At 57.1% G+C, this 24,156-nt stretch carries 22 protein-coding genes; 7 read left to right on the plus strand and 15 right to left on the minus strand.

The features are described from left to right. Window positions 1-33 precede the first annotated feature (33 nt). From dusA to JJO78_RS10780, 5 genes are all read left to right on the plus strand, one after another. Complete coding sequence (gene dusA / locus JJO78_RS10760) at window positions 34-1,032, plus strand: tRNA dihydrouridine(20/20a) synthase DusA (RefSeq protein WP_273623901.1); 999 nt, start codon at window positions 34-36, stop codon at window positions 1,030-1,032. A 120-nt stretch (window positions 1,033-1,152) separates the two neighbouring features. Then, window positions 1,153-2,118 (plus strand): transaldolase, encoded by a 966-nt coding sequence (gene tal, locus JJO78_RS10765; protein WP_075194765.1) that lies wholly within the window; start codon window positions 1,153-1,155, stop codon window positions 2,116-2,118. Between the two features lie 34 nt (window positions 2,119-2,152). Then, complete coding sequence (locus JJO78_RS10770; protein ID WP_041333737.1) at window positions 2,153-2,599, plus strand: tellurite resistance TerB family protein; 447 nt, start codon at window positions 2,153-2,155, stop codon at window positions 2,597-2,599. Window positions 2,600-2,615: 16 nt separating this feature from the next. Beyond that, on the plus strand, window positions 2,616-3,743 hold the full coding sequence (locus tag JJO78_RS10775; protein ID WP_127401616.1) for a 3-deoxy-7-phosphoheptulonate synthase: 1,128 nt from the start codon (window positions 2,616-2,618) through the stop codon (window positions 3,741-3,743). Continuing rightward, window positions 3,740-4,540 (plus strand): glycerophosphodiester phosphodiesterase, encoded by an 801-nt coding sequence (locus JJO78_RS10780; protein ID WP_127401618.1) that lies wholly within the window; start codon window positions 3,740-3,742, stop codon window positions 4,538-4,540. Before JJO78_RS10775 ends, JJO78_RS10780 begins: the two co-directional genes overlap by 4 nt. On the opposite strand, the gene sthA is transcribed toward JJO78_RS10780, so the two are convergent. From sthA to JJO78_RS10830, 10 genes are all read right to left on the minus strand, one after another. Continuing rightward, a complete protein-coding gene (gene sthA / locus JJO78_RS10785) occupies window positions 4,537-5,928 on the minus strand; it encodes a Si-specific NAD(P)(+) transhydrogenase (protein WP_036204970.1) in 1,392 nt (463 codons plus the stop codon). The genes JJO78_RS10780 and sthA overlap by 4 nt on opposite strands. A gap of 123 nt (window positions 5,929-6,051) precedes the next feature. Further along, a complete protein-coding gene (gene nqrM / locus JJO78_RS10790) occupies window positions 6,052-6,300 on the minus strand; it encodes a (Na+)-NQR maturation NqrM (protein ID WP_036204968.1) in 249 nt (82 codons plus the stop codon). Between the two features lie 12 nt (window positions 6,301-6,312). Continuing rightward, the gene (locus tag JJO78_RS10795) at window positions 6,313-7,362 is read right to left on the minus strand and encodes an FAD:protein FMN transferase (protein WP_036204966.1); all 1,050 of its coding nucleotides are present in this window, start codon (window positions 7,360-7,362) and stop codon (window positions 6,313-6,315) included. A 9-nt stretch (window positions 7,363-7,371) separates the two neighbouring features. After that, complete coding sequence (gene nqrF, locus JJO78_RS10800) at window positions 7,372-8,598, minus strand: NADH:ubiquinone reductase (Na(+)-transporting) subunit F (RefSeq protein WP_036204964.1); 1,227 nt, start codon at window positions 8,596-8,598, stop codon at window positions 7,372-7,374. A gap of 37 nt (window positions 8,599-8,635) precedes the next feature. After that, window positions 8,636-9,244 (minus strand): NADH:ubiquinone reductase (Na(+)-transporting) subunit E, encoded by a 609-nt coding sequence (nqrE, locus tag JJO78_RS10805; RefSeq protein ID WP_007153909.1) that lies wholly within the window; start codon window positions 9,242-9,244, stop codon window positions 8,636-8,638. Further along, window positions 9,244-9,909, minus strand: a complete 666-nt coding sequence (locus JJO78_RS10810) for an NADH:ubiquinone reductase (Na(+)-transporting) subunit D (RefSeq protein WP_007153910.1) — start codon at window positions 9,907-9,909, stop codon at window positions 9,244-9,246. The genes nqrE and JJO78_RS10810 overlap by 1 nt, the downstream gene beginning before the upstream one ends. Before the next feature lie 2 nt (window positions 9,910-9,911). Beyond that, window positions 9,912-10,715 carry a Na(+)-translocating NADH-quinone reductase subunit C gene (locus JJO78_RS10815; protein WP_036204962.1) on the minus strand — a complete coding sequence of 268 codons (804 nt, stop codon included), beginning with the start codon at window positions 10,713-10,715 and terminating at the stop codon, window positions 9,912-9,914. Beyond that, window positions 10,708-11,913 carry an NADH:ubiquinone reductase (Na(+)-transporting) subunit B gene (locus JJO78_RS10820; RefSeq protein WP_036204961.1) on the minus strand — a complete coding sequence of 402 codons (1,206 nt, stop codon included), beginning with the start codon at window positions 11,911-11,913 and terminating at the stop codon, window positions 10,708-10,710. Before JJO78_RS10820 ends, JJO78_RS10815 begins: the two co-directional genes overlap by 8 nt. Before the next feature lie 4 nt (window positions 11,914-11,917). Next, window positions 11,918-13,264, minus strand: a complete 1,347-nt coding sequence (locus JJO78_RS10825; RefSeq protein ID WP_036204959.1) for a Na(+)-translocating NADH-quinone reductase subunit A — start codon at window positions 13,262-13,264, stop codon at window positions 11,918-11,920. Between the two features lie 345 nt (window positions 13,265-13,609). Beyond that, the gene (locus JJO78_RS10830) at window positions 13,610-15,013 is read right to left on the minus strand and encodes a glyceraldehyde-3-phosphate dehydrogenase (protein WP_369810894.1); all 1,404 of its coding nucleotides are present in this window, start codon (window positions 15,011-15,013) and stop codon (window positions 13,610-13,612) included. A gap of 259 nt (window positions 15,014-15,272) precedes the next feature. Between JJO78_RS10830 and mfd the strand changes: the two genes are divergently transcribed. Both mfd and JJO78_RS10840 read left to right on the plus strand, forming a co-directional pair. Continuing rightward, entirely contained in the window at window positions 15,273-18,782 is a 3,510-nt protein-coding gene (mfd, locus tag JJO78_RS10835) for a transcription-repair coupling factor (RefSeq protein ID WP_085680058.1), read from the plus strand. A 46-nt stretch (window positions 18,783-18,828) separates the two neighbouring features. Further along, window positions 18,829-19,746 carry a CsiV family protein gene (locus JJO78_RS10840; RefSeq protein ID WP_075194761.1) on the plus strand — a complete coding sequence of 306 codons (918 nt, stop codon included), beginning with the start codon at window positions 18,829-18,831 and terminating at the stop codon, window positions 19,744-19,746. Here the strand turns inward: JJO78_RS10840 and JJO78_RS10845 are convergent. From JJO78_RS10845 to JJO78_RS10865, 5 genes are all read right to left on the minus strand, one after another. Beyond that, window positions 19,727-20,509, minus strand: coding sequence for an S-methyl-5'-thioinosine phosphorylase (locus JJO78_RS10845; protein WP_036204951.1), 783 nt, complete (start codon window positions 20,507-20,509; stop codon window positions 19,727-19,729). The genes JJO78_RS10840 and JJO78_RS10845 overlap by 20 nt on opposite strands. A gap of 2 nt (window positions 20,510-20,511) precedes the next feature. Continuing rightward, window positions 20,512-21,765: a mechanosensitive ion channel family protein gene (locus tag JJO78_RS10850; protein ID WP_036204949.1), complete on the minus strand. Its 1,254-nt coding sequence runs from the start codon at window positions 21,763-21,765 to the stop codon at window positions 20,512-20,514. A gap of 47 nt (window positions 21,766-21,812) precedes the next feature. After that, window positions 21,813-22,319 carry a L,D-transpeptidase gene (locus JJO78_RS10855; protein WP_082040526.1) on the minus strand — a complete coding sequence of 169 codons (507 nt, stop codon included), beginning with the start codon at window positions 22,317-22,319 and terminating at the stop codon, window positions 21,813-21,815. A 57-nt stretch (window positions 22,320-22,376) separates the two neighbouring features. Further along, complete coding sequence (locus JJO78_RS10860; protein WP_007153921.1) at window positions 22,377-23,051, minus strand: TetR/AcrR family transcriptional regulator; 675 nt, start codon at window positions 23,049-23,051, stop codon at window positions 22,377-22,379. A 61-nt stretch (window positions 23,052-23,112) separates the two neighbouring features. Beyond that, the gene (locus JJO78_RS10865) at window positions 23,113-24,033 is read right to left on the minus strand and encodes a hypothetical protein (protein WP_085680056.1); all 921 of its coding nucleotides are present in this window, start codon (window positions 24,031-24,033) and stop codon (window positions 23,113-23,115) included. Window positions 24,034-24,156: the final 123 nt, after the last annotated feature.

The raw sequence follows: 24,156 nt of genomic DNA on the forward strand, positions 1-24,156 counted from the left end.
GAACGTCAGAGCACCAGAAATGCAGGTAAGTACATGAAAGTATTGGATAGAACGTTCTCTGTGGCCCCGATGATGGACTGGACCACCAGCCATTATCGCTATCTGGCGCGCCAACTCAGCCGGCACACCCTGCTCTACACCGAAATGGTCACGACCGGCGCACTGATCCACGGTGATACCGCTCGATTTCTGCGGCACGACCCGACGGAATACCCGCTGGCGCTGCAACTGGGTGGCAGCAATCCGCAGGAACTGGCCCATTGCGCCAAACTGGCTGAACAGTACGGGTTTGATGAAGTAAACCTGAACGTGGGCTGCCCCAGCGACCGGGTACAGAACAACATGATCGGTGCCTGCCTGATGGCACACCCCGATAAAGTGGCTGAGGGCGTGCAGGCAATGATCGCCGCCACCAGCCTGCCGGTAACCGTCAAACACCGTATCGGGATTGATGGCCGTGAATCCTGGGATGACCTTTGTGAGTTTATCGAGAAGGTATCCCAGGCCGGTTGTCGTACCTTTATCGTGCATGCCCGGATTGCCGTTCTCGAAGGTCTAAGCCCAAAAGAGAACCGGGACATACCCCCGCTGAAATACGACTGGGTTTATCGCCTTAAAGCCCGCTACCCGCATCTTGAGATCATCATTAACGGTGGTATCAAGACCTTTGCCGAATGCCGGGAGCACCTCGAACATACCGACGGCGTCATGCTGGGGCGCGAGGCCTACCATAACCCCTGGCTGCTGGCTGGCGTGGATACCGAGTTTTTCGGGCAGCCCATGCCGATTTCTTCACGGCACGAAGCATTACGAGCTGTATTACCATTCATTCAGAGTGAACTGGACCGTGGCGTTTACCTCAGTCACATCTCTCGTCACCTGATGGGCCTGTTCCACGGGCAGCCCGGGGGTCGCCAGTTCCGGCGCTACATCAGTGAGAACGCCCACAAGCCCGGGTCCGGCATTGAAGTCATCGAACGGGCCATGGCGAAAGTTCCCGAGCCTGCCGAGGCCACGGTAGTGCCAGCCTGAGCACCTTGTTACCTTAATACTGCCTTGTTCCTGTCAGAGCGGCCCGTTATTGTAGGCGTATGACCCAAAGTGCCCGCCAAACGGGCGATCAATAACAAATCGATCAGGATGACAGGACGAATGACCAGCAAGCTCGAACAACTGAAAGCCATGACCACGGTGGTTGCAGACACCGGGGACCTGGAGGCCATTGCCCAGTGGAAGCCGGAAGACGCCACCACCAATCCGTCGCTTCTTCTCAAGGCCGCGGCATCCGAGGCCTACCGCCCGATGCTGGACGAAGCCGTGGCAGCCGCCCGCAAACACGGCGGTTCCGATGCGGAGCAGCTGACCTACGCGACTGACATACTGGCCGTACTCGCAGGCAAGCAGATTCTCGGGCGCATACCTGGCGTGGTTTCAACCGAAGTGGATGCCCGGTTGTCCTTCGATACCGATGCCACCCTCACCCGCGCACGTCGCCTGGTCGAGCTGTATGACCACCTCGGCATGGATACCAGCCGGGTGCTGATCAAGATTGCGTCCACCTGGGAAGGCATTCGCGCCGCTGAACAGCTGGAGAAAGAGGGTATACACTGCAACCTCACCCTGCTGTTCTCTTATATCCAGGCCGCTGCCTGCGCCGATGCCGGCGCCTTCCTGATCTCGCCGTTCGTGGGCCGTATCCTGGACTGGCATCTGGCTGCCACGGGGCGTGATGCCTTCCCGGCGGCAGAAGACCCCGGGGTCCAGTCGGTAACCCGCATCTACAACTACTACAAGGCCAATGGCTACAAGACGGTGGTGATGGGGGCCAGTTTCCGCAACACCGGCGAAATCGAAATGCTGGCTGGTTGTGACCGCCTGACCATCAGTCCGGCCCTGCTTCAGGAGCTGGAGAACGACTCCGGCGCGCTGACACGCCAGTTGTCGGCAGAGGGCGCAAAGAGCTCAGACAGGCCAGGCGACATTGATGAGCGCCTGTTCCGCTGGGAGTCCAATGAAGATGCCATGGCCACGGAAAAACTGGCCGATGGCATACGTCGTTTTACCAATGACCAGATAGAGCTTGAAAACCGCGTCCGCCGGCTGTCCCAGGCCGCCTGACGCCAGCCACCACCGGGAGGAGATTCCTGACACCATGATTGAGCGCCTGAAAAGCCTGTTTGGCTCGCCCGAAGATGAACCGACACAACCTGACAGCCACCAGCTTGCGGTGGCCGCCACGGCGCTGATGGTGCAGCTGTCCAGGGTCGACAACGATCAGGATGACGAAGAACTGAAGACGATTGTCAACTTTGCGGTTGAAGCGCACCAGGTCACCCGTGACGAAGCCGAAGAGATCCTTCAGGATGCGCTCAACCAGGCAGACGACGCCACTTCCCTTTATGAGTTTACCGGCCTTATCAACGAGCAGTTGAGTCAGGAAGAAAAACAGGCACTTCTTGAAAGCATCTGGCGGGTTGCATTTGCTGACGGCCGAATTGACAAGTACGAGGAACACCTTATTCGCCGCATGTCGGATCTGCTGCATCTTAACCACAGGGAGTTCATGCAGGCCCGCCATCGTGCTGAAGGCGCTGACTGAACCTCAAGGAGCAAGTATGTTAGCCATTCTCCACCCGGATACCGCGCTGGACAGTGAAGCCTATCGCCAAACCATGCATTTTCTGGAGAACCTGCCAGGGGTATCGGTCAGGGTGCATGAAGTCCAGGGTGCCAAGCAGCGTCTGACAGAGGTGTACCTGTTGGGCGACACCAAATCCCTGGACAAGGACGAGATCGAGGCCCTGCCTGCCGTGGAGCGCGCGATACGCATCTCCGACGACTACCGGATTCTGGGGCGGCACAAGGACGACAAGCGCCAGAGTGGCTTTACCTATAACGGCGTGACCTTCGACCAGTCCAACCTGAACATTTTCGCCGGCCTGTGCGCCGTCGACGTGCCAGAGCACGTGGAGCAGATGATGCAGGCCCTTGAGGACAATGGCCAGGTTTGCACCCGCATGGGCGCCTACAAGCCCCGGACCAACCCGTATTCCTTTCAGGGCCACGGCAAGGGTTGCCTGCCCTGGGTGTTTGAGAAAGCCGGCAAACATGGCATCAAGGTGATTGCCATGGAGATCACCCACGAGAGCCACATTGAAGAGATCGACCATTGCCTGGAGCAACTGGGGCGCCCTACCGGTGTCATGCTGCAGGTAGGCACGCGCAACACGCAAAACTTTGAGTTGCTCAAAGCCATTGGCCGCCAGAGCACTTACCCGGTGCTGCTTAAACGCGGCTTCGGCATCACCCTGAATGAATCTTTGAACGCGGCCGAATACCTGGCCAGCGAAGGCAACGCCAATGTGATTTTCTGCCTGCGTGGTATGAAGACCGAAGCTGGGCAACCCCACCGCAACATGGTGGACTTCGCCCATGTCCCGGCGGTAAAGCGTCTTACCCGCATGCCGGTATGCGTTGACCCATCCCACTCAGTCGGCAGCCGCGAACGCGCACCCGACGGCGTCCTGGATGTCATGCACGCAACCGCACAGGGCGTGATAGCGGGCGCCAACATGGTACTGGTGGACTTCCACCCGAAGCCGGAGAAAGCCTTGGTGGATGGCCCTCAGGCCCTGCTGATGCGGGAACTACCGGCGTATCTGGAAGACATTCAGCTGTGCCACGACACCTGGAAGCAACGCCAGCAAATCTATAACCGTCTGAAGGAATCTTCTGCAGAATGATCGTGTATGGACACAGGGGCGCTAAGGGGGAAGCCCCCGAAAATACCCTGGCCGGTTTTACCCACGCCTACCGCCACGGGGTTCGGCACTTTGAGCTTGACCTGGTTCTATCAAAAGATGGTATGCCAATGGTCATTCACGACCTGACCGTTGATCGCACAACCGGACAGGAAGGCAACGTTGCCAACTACACGGCATCCGAACTGGCAGACATGGACGCCCGGCGCAACACCACAGCCTGGCCGCGGAAAGCAGGCATTCCCACTCTGGAGGCGTTGCTCAACGAATTCCCGGAGTTCGAGCACCTGCAACTGGAGGTAAAGAAAGACAACCGTCACCGACTGAATATTCTGTGCAATCGCCTGACAGAAATCATTCAACGTCGCGATCTTTACAAGCGGGTGGTCATTACCTCCTCCGACAGCTGGTTCCTGCAGGAAGCCCGCCGCCGGGACCGCAAGGTGCGGATCGGACTCGTAACGGACCGGAAGTTTCCGAGACCGGTCAATACCGCAGCCCGTTTGCACTGCGATTTTCTCTGTATCGGCTGGCGTATCTGCACCAGTGCCATCGTTGACGATGCCCACAGGCGCGGCATGCACGTATCCACCTGGACGGTAAACCGCATTCACGACATGGTTCAGCTTGAAGCCAAGGGCGTCGATAGCATCATCACCGACTATCCGACAAGCACGCGGATGTTCTTCGACAACCGCGCGAAAGCAGCTCTCCACCTTCCAACGCCCCAGGAGAGCGCGGAAAGCACGGACAGCACTCGGCCCGCAATCAGCAGCTAGAAAATCCGATTGAGACCGTTGAGCGCCGCTACCCGATAAGCCTCAGCCATGGTCGGGTAGTTAAAGGTCGTATTGATGAAATAGTTCAGGGAGTTGGCCTCGCCTTCCTGATTCATGATGGCCTGGCCGATGTGAACGATTTCTGCGGCCTGGTCGCCAAAACAGTGAATCCCCAGCAGTTGACGGGATTCGCGGTGAAACAGGATCTTGAGCATGCCCACCGGGTCCCCGGTGATCTGGGCCCGCGCCAGGTCCTTGAAGAACGCCTGCCCCACTTCGTAGGGAACCTTGGCTTCGGTTAGTTCCCGCTCGGTTTTACCCACCGAGCTGATCTCCGGCAGGGTATAGATACCCGTCGGCACATCCGATACCAGCCGGAAATAGTCGTCCTTCACGATGTCGGAGGATGCAGAGCGCCCCTGATCGTAGGCGGCGCTGGCGAGGCTTGGCCAGCCAATCACATCACCGGCTGCGTAGACATTCTCCACTTCAGTCCGATAATGGTCGTCAACCGCCAACTGTCCACGGCCGTTGGGCGTCAGACCGATGTTGTCCAGGCCCAGCTTTTCGGTGTTGCCGCTACGGCCATTGCACCAGAGAAACGCATCCGCACGGATTTTCTTGCCGGACTTCAGCGACAGCACGACCCCGTGATCATCACCATCGACCGATTCATACTCCTCGTTGTGTCGAACCAGCACACCGTTATTGCGCAGGTGATAACTCAGAGCATCCGAAATCTCATCGTCCAGGAACGTGAGCAAGCGGCTTCCCGGGTTGATCAGGTCCACCTTCACACCCAGGCCGGCGAAAATCGAGGCGTATTCCGAACCAATGACGCCCGCTCCATAAATAATCAGCGTGCGGGGCGTGTGGGACAGATTCAGAATGGTATCTGAGTTGTAGATGCGATGGTGACGGAAGTCTACATCCGGCGGAAGGTACGGACGAGAGCCCGTTGCAATAATGGCCTGCTTGAAATGCAGGACTTCATGGGATTTATTACCCCGTATCTCGAGCCGGTTGCTATCGATAAAACTGGCACGGCCGTTAATCAGATCCACGCGGTTCCGTGCATAGAACTGGGTTCTCAACTTGACCTGCTTGCCGATCACCTTCTGTGCATTCTGCAAAACACGGGGAAAAGAAAACCAGCGTGGCTCGCCGATATCACGGAACATCTGGTTGGTATTAAAGGTGATGATCTGCTTGACCGAGTGACGCAACGCTTTGGAAGGAATAGTGCCCCAGTGGGTGCAGTTACCGCCAACCGTGGGTTTATCTTCGATGATTGCGACACGCTTGCCGTGTTTCGTCGCATTCATCGCTGCACCTTCTCCCGAAGGGCCTGCGCCGATAACGACGACGTCGTAATGATGTTCTGCCATTCTGCAGTGACTCCTTATCTACGTCGTGAGGGAGCCTCTGAAAAGACCCTGCAGGCACGCACTGGCAGGGCGCAGGCGCTTTTCAGAAGCTCCCGGAATTTTTATAGGTTGGTGGACGCCGGATCAGCGGTCGTCTGAGCGGGAGGCGTCATACGTCAGTGCCTCCGCGGACTTGCCGTCGTTGGCAAGACGTTCGTTTTCTTCTTCACACTTCTGGGTGTTGCCGCCACAGATATCACAGGACTTGCTGATACCCATGGCACCAATGCCACCGCAAGTGCCACTGATCGGCTTGCGGCCGAAAATTACCCCGACGGACATCGCTGCAACCAGCAGCACGACAATCATCAGGACCAGCAGAAAAGTACCCATAAGGTCTCTCCGTCAATGTGTCAGGAACGAGGAAAACGCAGGCGTGTAATCCGTTTCAAACCCGTTGTCACCCCGCACAATAAAATACGCAGCTATGTTCTCACGCGTGGCAAGCGCCTTTGCCCGATCATGCCCCATCACATTAAAGGCCGTGGCGAGGGCATCTGCCGTCATGCAGTCATCCGAAATGACCGTTACCGATGCCAATGTATGGCTAATCGGTCGACCGTCTTTCGGGTCTATTGTATGCGAAAACCGGCGGCCATCCGATTCGTAGTAGTTACGATAGTCACCCGAGGTTGCCATTGCATGTCGGTCAAGGGCAACCACACGGTTGATTTCACGCATTTCCGACACCGGCTGCTCAATGGCCAGGCGCCATGCTTCACCATCCGGCTTATGCCCATGAGCCTGAACTTCGCCACCTATTTCGACAAGATACGCGGCGATACCTTCATCTTTCAGGTAACGGGCCACCGCGTCCACGCCGTAGCCCTTGGCAATGGCTGACAGATCGATGTATTGATTGGGACTCGCTCTCAGTGCCGGAGGATCCGCCTGAAGGTCCAGTTTACCGTAACCGGTGGCTGCCATCCTGGCCGCGAGCTCATCGTCGCTGGGGATCGTCTCCGGACGGGCATCCGGCCCAAAACCCCACAGATTGACCACCGGGCCAATGGTGACATCGAAAGCGCCACCGGTCAGTTCGGAAACCTGATCAGCTGTTGCAAGCACTTCGTAGAGCGGCGTTGAGATCTCCACCCACTCAGACTGATCATCCAGACGGTTAAAGCGCGAAAGCTCGGAATCTTCACGCCATGTGGACATCGACGCGTCCACGCCTTCCAGAACCTTTTCAATGCCTTGCGCCAGATTCTCCAGCCGCTCCGGATTGTCCGTCAATACGACGTTGATATGATAACGCGTACCAAACACCGGCCCGGCGATTTCCCAGACTTTTTCCTCTTCCTCAAACGAACAACCCGCCAGCGCGGCCAGGGCCAGCACCAGTAAGGCGCCGGCCGCAACCACCCTGACGGGTCGGAACATGCTGAATGTCATGTGAGCTAATTAACCCCCGAAGTCATCCAGCATGATGTTTTCGTCCTCAACACCCAGATCCTTGAGCATCTTGATGCACGAGGCGTTCATGATTGGGGGCCCACACATATAGTACTCGCAGTCCTCCGGAGCCGGGTGCTCCTTCAGGTATTTTTCATAGAGCACGTTATGGATGAAGCCGGTCTCGCCTTCCCAGTTATCGGTTGGCTGCGGGTCTGATAGCGCCACATGCCACTCGAAGTTGTCGTTTTCTTCCGACAGCTGGTCGAAATCCTCGACGTAGAACATCTCCCGGACGCTTCGTGCGCCGTACCAGAAACTGATCTTACGCTTGGACTCCAGGCGCTTGAGCTGATCAAAGATATGGGACCGCATGGGCGCCATACCGGCACCGCCGCCGATGAACACCATTTCAGCTTCGGTCTTCTTGGCGAAGAACTCACCGAATGGCCCCATAACCGTCACCTTGTCACCGGCCTTCAGGTTGAAGACGTAGGATGACATGATGCCAGGCGGATGATCCGTGCCCGGAGGCGGCGTGGCAATACGGATGTTGAACTTGAGAACACCCTTCTCTTCCGGGTAGTTGGCCATGGAGTAGGCGCGAATGGTCTCCTCCTTGTTGATGGCCTTGTAACGCCAGATATCGTGCTTGTCCCAATCTTCATGGAACTCCTCCTCAATCTTGAAATCCTTGAACGGGATTTCGTAGGGGGGGCACTCAAGCTGCACGTAACCACCGGCACGGAAGTCGACTTCTTCACCTTCGGGAAGCTTCAGTACCAGTTCCTTGATGAACGTGGCCACGTTATGGTTGGAGATAACCTCACATTCCCACTTCTTGACGCCAAAGAACTCCTCTGGCACTTCCACTTTCATGTCCTGCTTCACCGGAACCTGACAGGACAGGCGCCAGCCTTCCTTTTCCTCGCGATTGGTGAAGTGGGTCTTTTCGGTGGGCAACATGGCACCGCCACCCTCCAGGACCTTGCACTTACACTGGGCGCAAGTACCGCCGCCGCCACAGGCGGAGGACAGGAAGATGCCACTTCCGGCCAGGGTTCCGAGCAACTTGCCGCCGGCTTCCGTTGTCAGCGTATGCTCTGGGTCGTCGTTGACTTCAATGGTCACATCACCGGTGCTTACGAGTCTGGACCGTGCCGCGAGAATGACCGCGACAAGGGCCAGCACGATAACGGTGAACATGACCACGCCGAGAATAATTTCTGTATTCATGGTCTCGCCTTTTCGTTAAACCGAATCACCGGGTTGATTACAGTGAAATACCTGAGAACGACATAAAACCGAGGGACATCAAACCAACCGTAATGAAGGTGATACCCAGGCCTCGTAGCCCTTCGGGAACATCGCTGTATTTGAGCTTTTCGCGGATACCGGCCAATGCGAGTATGGCCAACGCCCAGCCGACACCGGCACCAAATCCGTAAACCACGCTTTCACTGAAGGTGTAGTCCCGCTCGACCATGAACAGTGATGCACCCAGGATGGCGCAGTTCACGGTAATCAGCGGCAAAAACACCCCAAGAGCGGCATACAAAGCCGGCATATACTTGTCCAGAACCATCTCCATGATCTGGATAAGTGCCGCAATGACACCAATGTACGTAATAAGGCCCAAAAAGCTCAGGTCAACATTCGGTAGACCCGCCCAGTCCAACGCACCTTCCCTGAGGATAGTGTTGTAGAGCAGGTTGTTCACCGGCACCGTGATCGTCAGTACCACGACAACGGCAATACCGAGGCCAGCGGCCGCCTCAATCTTCTTGGAGATCGCCAGGAAGGTACACATCCCCAGGAAGAAGGCCAACGCCATGTTTTCAACAAAAATGGCCTTCAGGATCAGGCTGATATAATGCTCCATCAGAAGGCCTCCTTAACGGTGTGGCGGGACATTTTGAAGTCCGCTTCTTCTACCTGCTCAGGCTTCCAGGTACGCAGACCCCAGATCGCCAGGCCGATGATAAAGAACGCACTCGGCGGCAGCAGCAACAGACCGTTGGGAATGTACCAACCACCCTCGTTGACGACCGGCATCAGAGACACGCCGAACAGCGATCCCGCGCCCAGCAGCTCCCGGAAGAACGCCACGAAAATAAGCAGAACGGAATAGCCCATGCCGTTACCAACGCCATCCAGGAAGCTCAGCCAGGGGCCGTTCTTCATGGCGAAACCCTCAGCACGGCCCATGACGATACAGTTGGTGATGATCAAACCAACGAATACCGACAGCTGCTTACTGATTTCGTAGGCATACGCCTTGAGGACCTGATCAACAACGATAACCAGGGAGGCGATAATGGTCATTTGCACGATAATCCGGATACTACCGGGAATCTGCGTGCGAACCAGCGACACGGCCAGGTTAGAGAAGGCCGTTACCGCGATAACCGCCATGCACATAACCAGAGTTACGTTCATGCTGGTGGTCACCGCCAGTGCCGAGCAGATACCGAGAATCTGCAAGGCAATAGGGTTGTTACTGAATATCGGCTCGAAGAGAACCTGTTTGGCTGAAGCGTCTGCCATGATCAGACCTCCCCTTCACGAAGTTTTTTCAGGTACGGAGCGAAGCCCCGGTCACCCATCCAGTAGTTGACCAACTGCTCAACACCTCGGCTCGTCAGGGTCGCACCGGACAGGGCATCCACCTTGTGCTCCTTGTCGGATGCACCGGCGCCCACGCCACCCTTGACCAGGCGAATCTGCGGCTCTTCCAACTCATCGCCGTACACTTCCTTGCCGACCCATTGGCTTTTCCAGCGGGGGTTATCCACCTCGCCACCAAGCCCCGGAGTTTCAGCGTGGTCATAGAAGCCCAGGCCCTCAATGGTGTTGGCATCGCCCTCAAGCGATACGAACCCGTAAAGGGTGGACCACAGACCGTAGCCATGGATCGGAAGGACTACCCTGACCAGTTCACCGTTTTCACTCAGGGTGTAGATCTTGGCAACGTTCGGACGGCGCTTGATGCCGGCCTTGTCTTCCGATGCAGGAATATTGACCGACATGGACGGATCAGAAGCCGCCTTGTACATGTCGTACTTCATCGGCTCCTTCACGCCAACGGCCCCGGGATCAACGTAATCACCAGACTCGAGGTCAACCAACCGAACGTCGAAGCGAGAGAAGGTCTCCTCAATCTCTTCAGCCGTTGCGCCCTCTTTCAGCATTCCGGCGGCCGCCAGGATGTTGGAACGAATGTCCAGGTTCTGGTTCTGGATCTGCGCCGGTCGAAGCATTACCGCCGCTGTCGATACCACGACAGAAAACGCAACGCTCAGCACCAGAGCAACCATCAGTGTTCTGGAGACAGTTTCTTTAGCTTTAGCCACGGGCAAGCCTCCGTTTGATGTTGGCCTGAACCACATAATGGTCCATCAGCGGTGCAAAGAGGTTGGCAAACAGAATTGCCAGCATGATGCCTTCCGGGAATGCCGGGTTGATCACGCGAATCAGTACGGTCATCACGCCGACCAGGATACCGAAGCACCAGCGACCCGTGTTGGTCATCGCCGCCGACACCGGATCGGTCGCCATGAACATCATGCCAAAGGCAAAGCCACCCATCACCAGATGCCAGTGTGCCGGCACGTCAAACATTGGGTTGGTATCCGAGCCAATCACGTTCAGCAGCAGCGACATGGCAATCATACCGATCAACACGCCACCGACGATGCGATAGGACGCGATTTTCATCACCAGCAGGATAATGCCGCCGATCAACACCGCCAGCGTTGAGGTCTCACCCATAGAGCCCTGAATCGAACCCATAAAGGCTGACATCCAGCCAATCTGGGTTTCCAGTGCTTCCAGGCCACCACTGGCAGCCCAGCTCAGCGCGGTCGCGCCACTGAAACCGTCGACGGCCGTCCATACCGTGTCACCGGAAATCTGGGCCGGATAGGCAAAATACAGGAACGCACGACCGGTGAGGGCCGGGTTCAGGAAGTTCTTGCCGGTGCCGCCAAACACTTCCTTGCCAATGACCACACCGAAGGTGATACCAAGGGCAACCTGCCACAGCGGAATGGTTGGCGGGCATATCAACGCGAACAGCACGGATGTCACGAAGAAGCCTTCGTTCACTTCGTGACGACGTACCGTGGCAAATAGCACTTCCCAGAAACCGCCCACCACGAAGGTGACGAAGTAAATGGGTACGAAGTACGCCATGCCGTAGACAAAGTTGTCCCAGATGCTGGCGGCATTATTGCCGGCCAGGGCACTGATAAAGGCAGTACGCAGACCACCGTCACCCATCAGCGCGTCTGGATTCTCAGCCAGGAAGCTGTTGGCCTGGAAGCCAATGTTCCACATACCGAAGAACATAGCGGGGAAGGTACACAGCCATACCGTAATCATGATGCGCTTAAGGTCGATACCATCACGCACATGAGAGGTTGTGGATGTCACGCTAGCCGGTGAATAGAAAATCGTATCCACCGCTTCGTAAAGCGCATACCAGCGCTCGTACTTGCCACCTTTTTCGAAATGATGCTCGATACCATCGAGAAACTGTCGGATTGCCATCGTTTTAGCCCTCGATCTCGATTCTGGTCAGGTTCTCACGGAGAATCGGACCGTACTCGTATTTACCCGGGCACACGAAGGTACACAGCGCCAGATCTTCTTCATCCAGCTCCAACGCACCCAGTTTTTGTGCCATTTCAGTGTCGCCCACGATCAAAGACCGCAACAACTGGGTAGGCAGAATGTCCAGAGGCATGACCTTTTCGTACATCCCTACTGGCACCATCGCCCGCTCACTGCCGTTGGTCGTGGTCGTCATATCAAACCGCTTTCCGCCGACCAGTTTGGACAGGTAGATGTTCATAACCGAGAACTTGTTGGCTCCCGGCGACAGCCAGCCCATAAACTCTCGTTTGTTGCCCTCTTCCAGAACCGAGATCTGGTTGGCGAAACGACCAAGGTAGTTACAGGGCCCGTCACCACGACGACCACCGAACACAGAGCCGGAAATTTTGCGAACCTCGCAGTCCGTGGCGATTTCACCATCAAGAAGTTCATCAAGGTTGGCGCCGACACGGGTACGAATCAGGCGCGGCTTGAGGGCCTTCGGACCACCGACCGCAACAATACGGTTCACCGACAGCTCGCCGGTCTCGAACAGTTTTGCGATATCAATGACGTCCTGGTAGCCGATACTCCATACCACTTTGTCCCCGGCAATGGGATCGAGGTAATGAATATGAGTACCTACGTTACCCGCCGGATGAACACCCTCAAACTGCTGAACTTCCACGCTGTCGTCAGACGGAACCGGCACATCAGAGCCCGGCTTGCCGGTCACAAACACCTTACCGGTGGTCAGCTTGGAGAGAATCTTCAGCCCCTGTTCGAAGGCCGCACCGTTTTCACGGATGATCACTGTGGGATCTGCTGCCAGCGGGTTAGTGTCCATGACGGACACGAAGATGGAATGCGGCGCCGTATCAATGGCAGGCACCTTACTGTAGGGACGGGTCTTGAAGGTTGTCCACAACCCGGACTCGACCAGGTTATCGACGACTTGCTGACGCTCCAGACCGGCAACATCAGACGCATCGTAACGCGCAAAGGTCTCAGCTTCGTCGCCGTCGATTTCAACGACAACCGACTGAAACACACGGCGCTCGCCGCGGTTGATTTCCTTGACCACACCGGCTGCCGGTGAAGTATAACGAACGCCTTCGGTCTTCTTGTCCGTAAACAGCAGCGTGCCGCGCTTTACACGGTCACCTTCTTTCACAGCCATCGTTGGCTTCATGCCTACGTAGTCAAAACCGATCAACGCCACATGGCGAACGGGTTTGCCGTCTGTAATGGTCTGTTCAGGAGCGCCGCTGATGGGAAGATCCAGGCCTTTTTTGATCTTGATCATTAGCCTCATCCAATCATCAGAAACTATTCGATGGATTTGTAACGCCCGACGCGTGCCGCCCAGTTGTGCCAATCCGGCCTGAACCGAATGATGGCGCCAGGGCAACGGATCCACCGGCGTTAATCACAGCCAGGCATCCGGTTAAGGAAAAGCGATGGGAAGCGGGTGTCAGACGTACCCAAAATCGCGCCAATTATAGAGATTAAGGAATACTATTTCCACCAGAAACCCTACGGAGTTTGTGCCTTAACGTAATCAGAGAGTGGTTTACATGGGCCCAAAAAGAAACCCCGGTCGCGAAAACGACCGGGGTTTCTTAATTGCCTCAGAGCACTTTTGGGCTCGTCAGCCTCTAACCCGCTTCGGGAAGATCGGATAGGTAACACCCGCCATCTGATTAACCACGCGAATCACCTGGGCGCTGTAACCAGCCTCATTGTCATACCAAACGTAGAGGATCAGGCGCTTGCCATTGGCGATGGTGGCCTGCGCATCCACAATGCCGGCATGGCGGGAACCGACAAAATCGGTGGAAACCACTTCCGGCGAGTTGACGAAGTCAATCTGCTTCTGCAGCTCGGAGTGCAGCGCCATATCGCGAAGGTATTCGTTAACACCCTCCACCGTTACGTCTTTTTCCAGGTTGAGATTGAGGATTGCCATGGACACGTTCGGAGTGGGAACGCGAATGGCGTTACCGGAAAGCTTGCCCTTCAACTCCGGAAGCGCCTTGGCGACGGCCTTCGCAGCACCGGTTTCGGTAATAACCATGTTTAGTGGGGCACTGCGACCACGACGGCTACCCTTGTGGTAGTTATCGATCAGGTTCTGGTCGTTAGTGTAGGAGTGAACCGTCTCGACATGACCGTCCTCAACACCATACTCATCATAAATGGCCTTGAGCACCGGCGTAATGGCGTTGGTGGTACAGGACGCCGCTGACAGGATCCTGTCTTCACGGGTGATCCAGTCGTTGTTAATGCCGTGAACAATATTCTTGATGTCGCCCTTGCCCGGCGCAGTCAGCAAAACCCGGCTGACGCCCTTGGATTTCAGGTGCAGCCCAAGACCAGCCTCGTCACGCCAGATACCCGTGTTATCAATGACGATCGCATTGTTGATACCGTACTGGGTGTAATCCACCTGATCAGGGCCCGGCGAGTAGATCACCTTGATAAAGTTGCCATTGGCGATCAGCGCAGAGTTCTCTTCATCCACGGTAATCGTACCGTTGAAAGGACCGTGAACCGAATCACGGCGCAGCAGGCTGGCACGCTTTTCGAGGTCATTGCTTGCCCCACCCTGACGGACCACGATGGCGCGCAGGCGCAGGTTGTTGCCGCCACCGGCCTTTTCGATCATGATCCGCGCCAGCAGCCGCCCGATCCGCCCGAAACCGTACAGCACCACATCCTTGGTGTCGTTTTCGGCATCTTCCTGAGACTGGGTCTGGTACTCGCCGATAATCGGGCCAATCTCACGTTTGAGGAAGTCGTCAAGAGACCCACCTTCTTCCTTGAACTTCACCGCAAGCTTGCCAATATCGACATGGCCACGCCCGAGATCCATCTTGTCCATCGCCTGCAGAATAGGCAGGGTGTTGTGAACGGACAGTTCGCTGTCTTCAACCTGACGCACGAAGCGGTGTGCGCGGATGATGTCGATGACCGACTGGTTGATAATGGACCGGCCGTACACGGACGTGACCACATTGTTTTTACGGTAGAGGCGACCGATCAGCGGAATCATGGCTTCCGCAGTGGATTCTCTTTCCGTCCAGTTAGACAGGTGCTGGTTGATCTGTTCGTGACTCACGCTTGAACCTCTGCAGTTGGAACCTGGAAAATTGGGGCAGTATTATCCAACGTTATTTCTCAGACAGCAAATACACCCCGTTAATCCTTTCGTAACTGTTGGACCGCTGTCATGACAGCGACACTTCTGGCCGGTAGAATACGCGCCTCGCCACTCCCCGGCTCCCAATGCATCCAGGAGAAAGAACCAGCCCATGACGCAAGCCGCCGCCCACTCCGACAGACACACCGCACTGGTTGCGCCGGTCGCACCTGTCAAGGCTGCGGATCACCGCATCTGGGGGCAACTGCATGGCAGCAGCGACGCCCTGGCCATCTGCGAGAGCGCCAGGGCCCATCAGGGCCTGACACTGGTAATAACCTGCAGCACCGAGGAGTCCATCCGCCTCGAGCAGTCCATGCGATTCTATCTGGGCCTGCCCACCGATGAAGACCAACCGGCCATCACACCGGATGGACTCGAGCTACTGTCGCTGCCCGACTGGGAAACCCTGCCCTACGATCTGTTTTCACCACACCAGGACATTACCTCCCGTCGAATCCGGGCTCTACACCGGTTGCCAACCACAAACCACGGCGTCCTGGTGGTGCCCGCCCGCACCCTGATGCACCGGCTGCCGCCGGTCAGTTACCTGCAGGGCAACACTCTGCTTCTTGAGGTTGGGCAGTCACTGGATATCGACAACTGGCGAATGCAGCTGGAATCAGCCGGCTACCGGCACGCCGATAATGTCTATGAACACGGCGAATACGCAGTGCGCGGAGCTATCCTGGACATTTTTCCCATGGGCGCCACCCGCCCCTACCGCATCGACCTGTTCGATGACGAAATTGAAACACTGCGAACCTTTGATCCGGAAACCCAGCGCTCGATCGACCGAATTGAACGCATTGAGCTGTTGCCCGCCAACGAATTTCCCTGGCACAAAGAAGCCCGCTCAGGGTTCCGTAACCGGTGGTTTGAGCAGTTTCCCCATGCCGATAAAGACGCCCCGATCTACCAGGACGTCACCCACGGCATTACACCGCCGGGGATCGAGTACTATCTACCCCTGTTCTTCGACCAGACGGCAACGCTCTTTGACTACCTGCCCGGCGAAACCCTGGTATTCACAGCATCCGGACTTAACGAGGCCGCCAGCGCCTTCGACGCCGACACCCGTGCACGCTACGAGGACCGTCGCCACGACCGGATGCGTCCTATCCTGCCGCCAGCAGAACTTTTCCTCCAGAAGGACGAGCTGTTCGGCCTGCTCAAGGGATTTCCCCGGGTAACAATGACCACGGAAGCCACTGAGTCCAGCGGCGGCCGCAATTGCCAGACCGACGTCATGCCCGATGTTGCGATGGATGGCCGTGCCGCAGACCCGGCTGGGCGCCTCAAGCGCTTTATCAGTGAGTTCCACGGTCGGGTCCTGATCTGTGCGGAGTCCTCTGGCCGACGTGAGGCGCTGATTGAGAACCTGGCTGACCATGGCCTCAAACTGTCGACTCTGGAAAACTGGCAGGCCTTTGTCAGCGACCCGCCCGCCACCCTCGGCATTACCGTCGCACCCATGGAATATGGGTTGCTATTGCCTGACCATCACCTCGCTCTGATCACGGAAACAGCCCTCTTCGGTGAACGGGTGCTGCAGCGGCGGCGCCGGGAGAAACCAACCGAGGCCGACGATGCCGGCTACCGGGACCTGTCCGAGCTACGCATTGGCGCGCCGGTGGTTCATATAGACCATGGCGTTGGCCGCTATCAGGGCCTGGAAACCATTACCGTTGAAGGCGAAGCCAGCGAATTCCTGATGCTGGAATACGCCGGCGGCTCGAAACTCTATGTACCAGTTTCCAGCCTGCATCTGATTTCCCGCTATACCGGTTCGGATACTGATCACGCGCCTTTGCACAAGCTGGGCACGGATCGCTGGAGCAACGCCAAACAAAAGGCTCTGGAGAAAATCCGCGATACTGCAGCGGAACTACTGGATGTCTACGCGCGCCGGGAGGCCCGCAAGGGCTTTGCCTTTGAAGACCCCAAAGAAGCCTACCGTGCCTTCGCCGCCGGTTTCCCCTTTGAGGAAACCCCGGACCAGCAGGCGGCCATTGAGGCTGTGTTCGAGGACATGGTCAGTGAAAAACCCATGGACCGCCTGGTCTGTGGCGATGTTGGCTTCGGCAAGACCGAAGTGGCCATGCGCGCTGCCTTCATGGCGACATACTCCGGCAAGCAGGTCGCTGTGCTGGTGCCTACCACCCTGCTGGCGCAGCAGCATTACGAATCCTTCCGCGACCGCTTCTCGGATACCGCCGTCCATGTCGAGCTACTCAGCCGTTTCCGGAGCGGCGGGCAAACCACCAAAGCGATGGCCGCCATCGAAGCCGGCAAAGCCGATATTGTTATCGGCACACACAAGCTGCTCCAGGGTGACATCAAGTTCAAGAACCTGGGCCTGGTGATCATCGATGAAGAACACCGGTTCGGCGTCCAGCAGAAAGAACGTCTGAAGGCCCTGCGTGCCGAGGTGGACATGCTGAACCTGACCGCCACACCGATCCCCCGCACCCTCAACATGGCCATGGGGCACCTGCGGGATCTGTCGATCATCGCCACGCCCCCCGCGCGACGCCTGTCGGTAAAAACCTTTGTGCGACAGCGGGACGAGGCCATGGTCAAGGAAGCCATCCTGCGGGAGGTGCTGCGGGGCGGCCAGGTGTACTTCCTGCACAACGATGTGGCCACCATCGAGAAAACCGCCGAGGATCTGCGCCAACTGATCCCGGAAGCACGCGTGGGCGTTGCCCATGGCCAGATGCGCGAGCGCGAGCTGGAACAGATCATGTCGGACTTCTATCACAAGCGCTTCAACGTGCTGGTGTGCACCACCATTATCGAAACCGGCATCGACATTCCCAGCGCCAACACCATTATCATCGAGCGCGCGGACAAGTTCGGGCTGGCACAGCTGCACCAGCTCCGCGGCCGTGTCGGGCGCTCTCACCATCAGGCCTACGCCTATCTGCTGACACCACCACCCCGGTCCATCACCGCCGACGCGAAAAAGCGCCTTGAAGCCATCTCGGAAGCGCAGGACCTGGGTGCCGGCTTCATGCTGGCCACCCACGACCTCGAAATTCGCGGCGCCGGGGAGTTGCTGGGAGAAGAGCAAAGCGGCCAGATCGAAAGCATTGGTTTTACGCTTTACATGCAGCTACTGGACGAAGCCGTGGAAGCAATACGCGACGGCAGAACGCCTAATGCCGAGTTGCCGCTGAGCCACGGCACGGAAATGAACCTTCGCATACCAGCGCTGATCCCCGAGGATTACCTGCCCGATGTCCACAACCGGCTCATGCTTTACAAGCGAATCGCCAGCGTGAACGACAAAGATGGATTAAAAGAACTTCAGGTTGAAATGATCGACCGCTTCGGACTATTACCGGAACCGGCAAAAAACCTGATTCGACAGTCCGAGCTCCGAATCCACGCGGAAGCCCTGGGAATCGTGAAGGTGGACGCCGGAAAAGAATGGGCCAGGCTGGAATTCGGCAGTTCTACGCCAGTGGATCCGCTGGTTCTGGTTAAAAAAGTGCAATCCTCGCCAGACCAGTATCGGCTGGAAGGCGCCAACAGTTTCCGTTTCCGGCTGAAGGATGCCTCAACCAGTGGTAAACTCGACGGCATTTCCGACATGCTGGGGCAGCTGGCCTCCTGAAACAACCGGTTCAGCGCCCCCTGATGATCACAGGAACATTGGAGCAATGCCCTTGCGAACGCCCGGTAAACCGTTGTACGGAACACGCGCCCTATTTCTGGCGGCCCTGCTGGCCCTGTCACCCTGGGTGTCAGCCCAGGAATCATCCGGGCCCGCCGCAGGCGCAACATCCGAAGAACAGGGACGCGACAACGCTGCGTCACAGGCCCAGCCTCCCCGTGAAGACTACTACCGGGCTGAGTTCGTAATCCTCGAAAGGATCGTCGATCCGGCCGATGTCAACGAGAAAATGGCCAACCGAATTCCAGAGCCGACCAACCTGGACATCACCGAAATACTTCGAGCCGTGGATCGCAACGGAACCGCGGAAACCACCCGACAGTTGGTCCCGCGAAGCCAGCTTCACCTGCGGACAGCCGCCAACCGACTGGAAAACAGTGGCCGCTTCCGGATACTCCTGGCCACAGGGTGGTACCAGTCTTTCCCCCCTGACTTTGACGGAGAACCCCTGAAGGTCGCTATTGGCGATTGGCTGGCCGATGCCGGGCTCCGGGAAGTGGAAGGCCATATCACCATCGATCGACAACGCTATCTCCACGTGGATGTCCACCTCAACCACTGGCAGCCCCTGTCATTGCAACAGACCACGCTCAGCCAGAGTTCAGACGAAGCAGCGACGGCAAGCGGTAACAATCAGCCAATGGACGACGGTGCTGGGCAGGAAGCTACGGGCAATGACCAGCCTGCCCTCGAAAACGATGAAGCCCGGGACTCGCTGGCCTCAATGGCAACGGGTGGCGACATTGCAAGAGCAGATCAGACGCAGGTTTCCAGCGCCAGTCAGCCAAAGGCGGAGTTAATCACCTGGATACGGGAAACACGCCGCATGCGCAGCGAGGAAGTCCATTTCCTCGACTCCCCCACCATTGGCGTGCTGGTGTTTTTCAAGAAGGTTGAGGAGTAAGGGCTCCAAGCCCGCCAATGGCGATTTCGAGGATCCGCTTGACGCCGGACATGCCCTGGTCGATAGCGACCTCGATCTCAGTCATCGTTATGATGTGATCCGACTTCCCTGCCGCGCGGTTAACCACCAGCGCCAGGCACACGTAATTCATCTTCAGTTCAGCCGCCAGAGCCGCTTCCGGCATTCCCGTCATACCGACAAGGTCACAGCCGTCCCGCTCAAGGCGACGTACTTCCGCTGCGGTCTCCAGTCTGGGCCCCTGTGTTGCACCGTAAACACCGAAATCCGAGAACGAACAACCCACTGTACGAGCTGCATCAATCAACAGCGCCCGGGCCAACTCTGAATATGGGAAGGTGAAGTCAATGTGCGTGGTTTCCTCCAACTCGCCCTCAAAGAACGTACTCGCCCTGCCCCAGGTGTAGTCAATGATCTGATCGGGAATCACGATATGGGCAGGCCCCATATCGGCATGGATCCCGCCAACAGCATTAACACCGACCACCGTACGTACTCCCGCCTGCTGGAGCGCATGGAGATTGGCGCGATAGTTCACCTGATGCGGAGGAATACGGTGAGGGTTTCCGTGGCGAGACAGGAACACCACCGGCTGATCCCCGAGCAGGCCGTCCACCAAAACCGACGACGGCTCACCCCAGGGCGTGTCGACAACCCGCTCACCCGTGATTTCCAGCCCAGACAACGTCGTGAGCCCGGTTCCCCCGATGATTCCCACGGGGGCAACTTGGTTATTCACACCCATGATCAGTCCCCGTCCGCCTGGTTACTATCGCCACGTGTTTCCGAAGAGTGTTCGCTTCCGGAAACAGGCGCACGTCCCTGTTCAACATCTTCGTCAACGGCCTCATCTGACGAATCCGAATCGCTACGACCTTTTGCCGGCTTGCCGTTCGACGCGACACGCACCCCGTCAGGCAGGTGAAGCGTGCGGGTCGGAAAGGCAACTTCGGCACCATGGCTTTCAATGATCTCGCTAATCCTCAGCAGTACGTCCTGCTTGACCTCATGAAACCTCACCCATTCGATGGTCTTGGTAAAGGTATAAACCATGATATCCAGCGACGAGTCGTTAAAGGCCAGGAAATTCACGATCAGGGTCTGGTCCTGGTCGATGTCCTCGTGGTTCTCCAGCATGGACCGGATGTCCGCCACAACCTCAGCCATGCCACTGACATCCACGTAGCGTATACCAATGGTTTCAGAGATACGGCGGTTGTGCATGCGCGAGGGGTTTTCTACGGCAATGGTCGTAAAGGCAGCATTCGGCACGTAGAGCGGGCGCTTGTCAAAGGTGCGAATCGTAGTCAGCCGCCAGCCGATGTGCTCCACCACGCCCTCGATATTACGATCGGGAGAGCGAACCCAGTCGCCGACCTTGAATGGCCTGTCCAGATGGATAATGAACCCGCCAAAAAAGTTGGCCAGCAGATCCTTGGCGGCAAAGCCCACAGCGATACCACCAACACCACCAAAGGCCAGCACCCCGGATATGCTGTAACCAAGGGATTGCATGGCAATCAATACCGCGGTGATGATAACAACGGTCCGGGACAGCTTGCTCACCGCATTGACCGTGGTGTAATCCATCGGCTTTTTCATCTTCAGCGGAGAAGCGAGAATCTGTTCCCCCTGTTTGATCAGCCGAAGCAGCGTCCAGACCAGCAGGAAAACAAAGCCAATCTGCAAAATGGTTTGATTGACTGAAAAGATTTCGGCTTCCGAGTAGTGGTGAGCAACCTCTGCCGCCCAATACACACCCTGCAGCCAGACGAACGCGACCACTGGCTTCCGCGCAGCGTGAAGCAGTGCGTCGTCCCAGAGGTTGTCGGTTTTCTGGAAACGTCGTTCGACGGCGCCCACGATGAAACTCGCAATGTAGGCAACCACCGCGGTGCCAGCCACCAGAGCGAAAACCACGAGCCCCACTCGCCAGCTCTCTGACAGCAGATTCCAGTCCTGAATCCAGGTATTGAGTATGGAAGGTGCTTCTTCGATCATCGTTTCCCTCGGTTTGATGACAACCGGTTTAGTGACAACCGCCGGCGCTATCGTATCGTGACGGGCAGGCCCGGCGAGACACGGTCGTATAGGTCAGCAACGTCGGCATTCCTCATGCGTATGCAACCATGGGAGCGCGGAACGCCCATGGGTTCGGTATCCGGTGTGCCGTGAATGTATATGAACCGACGAAAACTATCGACCCCGGAGCCCCGATTTCTCCCCGACTCAAGCCCACATAACCAGATAATTCTGGACAGTATCCAGTCACGTTCGGGAAACTGACGCGCCAATTGTTCGGAATAAACCTCCCCGGTGGGCCGGCGGGCGATGAATACGGTATTCAGGGGAAGGCCATCACCCACCATCGCGCGCACGTAATGCCGGCCCGTGGGCGTGCACCCACTGCTCTGGCGCTCACCGGGGCCATTAAGTGCCGTCGAAACGGGATAGGAGAGAGGCTTTGATGTGTCGCCAGGAAACAGTGTCAGCGTTTGCGCATTGAGACTGATCTCGATTCCGGGAACAGGTATGGAAACAGGATTACGTGGCATGCGGCGTCAGGCTCCCGGTGAACAAACCAACCGGAAGCCTAACCGAGAGCGAGCGACTCAGGCAACCGAGGTTTTATGGGCAGGTGGCACCAGCATGGCGTCATCAGCCTGCATACCTGCCGCCAGGAAGGGCACAAGTCGTGCTGCAATTTCCTGGACCGTGGTTTCCACACCCAGCTTGTTCTGCAGAATATCCCGCAGGGCATCACTGCTGGACATGGTAAACGCTGTCGCACCAAGCATGAACTGAATGCGCCAGTAGCGGTCGACCGCGGACAATTGCGGCGTCGCTTCCTTGAGCAGGCGCATAAAGCGGCTGAACGGCTGGCTATATTCCTGCTCAAGAAATTTCCGAAGATGGCCTTGGGACTGCGTATAGGCCAGGCCGAGCAAACGCATGAATATGGAAATACCTTTTTCATTGCGCTGCGGCATGCGTACTGCGCTTTCAGTTAGCGCCCATAGAGTCTGGTTCAACGTTGGCGGTTCGCCGTCGCATTTCGCCTCCAGATCATCGAACGCATCCTCCAGCGTGGCGGAGAATGGCGTCAGGAAGCGGGCAAACACCGCATGGATCAGGGCGTTTTTAGAACCAAAGTGGTAATTGACAGCAGCGAGATTTACCTTAGCCTTACTGGTAATCATGCGAAGGGAAGTTTCGGAGAACCCCCGCTCGGCGAAGAGCTCTTCCGCTGCATCAAGAATTCGGTCAACCGTATCAGACTGAGCCATTTTATTATCAGTGCCTCTAAGCAAACGTCTGTTTGAAACATACGTTTGACCGGCAGCTATGTCAAGCTCTGTCCCCCGGCTCTGCAGCTACCGATGACCAGCCCCGGTCAATGGCCTGCTGGTGCCCCTCGAAAAAAGCCTGCTGTGCCCGTCCGTAAGCTTTCTCAGCCTCCAGAAGATAGATCAGATAAAGACGGATATGTTCCCGCCGGGTCAGGTTCCGAGCCAATACCCGCCGTTCGGATAATGCCAGCAGTTCACTGAACCGGGTCGCTTTCAGAGCCGAGTTAAACTCGGCCATACGAGCACACTGCCACACCAGCCCCTCTTTCCCTTCCAGGTGTTCGATGTGCTTGCGTGCGTCGCGAATCATCCTCTGACGGCGGATGACCAGATCCAGATACGAGGGCCGCGACGTATAAAGGCGGCGAACACCTGGCACTCCCAGTAGCAGGATGATGACAAAGGCACCAAAACCACCGCCGGCAATCCACGCTGGCACAAAGCCGGTCATACCGCTGAGAAAAACCACCGCCGCCAACAACGCACCAAACAGCCAGATGTCACGATTTCGCCGGGCCGCAGCAAGCGTGTAATTATCCGGCCAGTCAGGCAGAGCCAACAAGTCGAAATCCAGCAGCAACACACGGTCGCACTGGCGCAGCATCAAACGAAGCTTACGTTGACGCGACTCCGCCAGGGTTTTTTCGATGTTCTGAGGGCTCTCACCCGTCGACGATTCCTTAACAGACTCATCGCTCGCTGGAATGTCGTCAGTCTCAAGCCGGCCAGCAGAGGCCGTTGCACCCCGCTCGGGGCGGTTGGCAGGAACTTCAGCACCAGTAGCAGTAGCAGCACCGGCCACCCGCCCCGCATCACCCGTTTCCGGATGAGGGTCCGCGGGCCGCCCCCTACGCAGCAAGGGCTCTCCTCCACGCGCGGTATCGCTGGTTCTCTGACGTACGTTTTCGTTCTCTGCCATGGTTGATTGTCCGTCATGGATCACCGGGCCAATAGCTGTCGTCGACACCCTGCCCTTACCGTTTATCGGCCAACGGCCCGGATCCTTGAGTCACAGAGACATGCCTGAGCGTGCCTGAGCATA

The organism is Marinobacter sp. DS40M6 (assembly GCF_028581595.1).
GTDB lineage: Bacteria > Pseudomonadota > Gammaproteobacteria > Pseudomonadales > Oleiphilaceae > Marinobacter > Marinobacter salarius.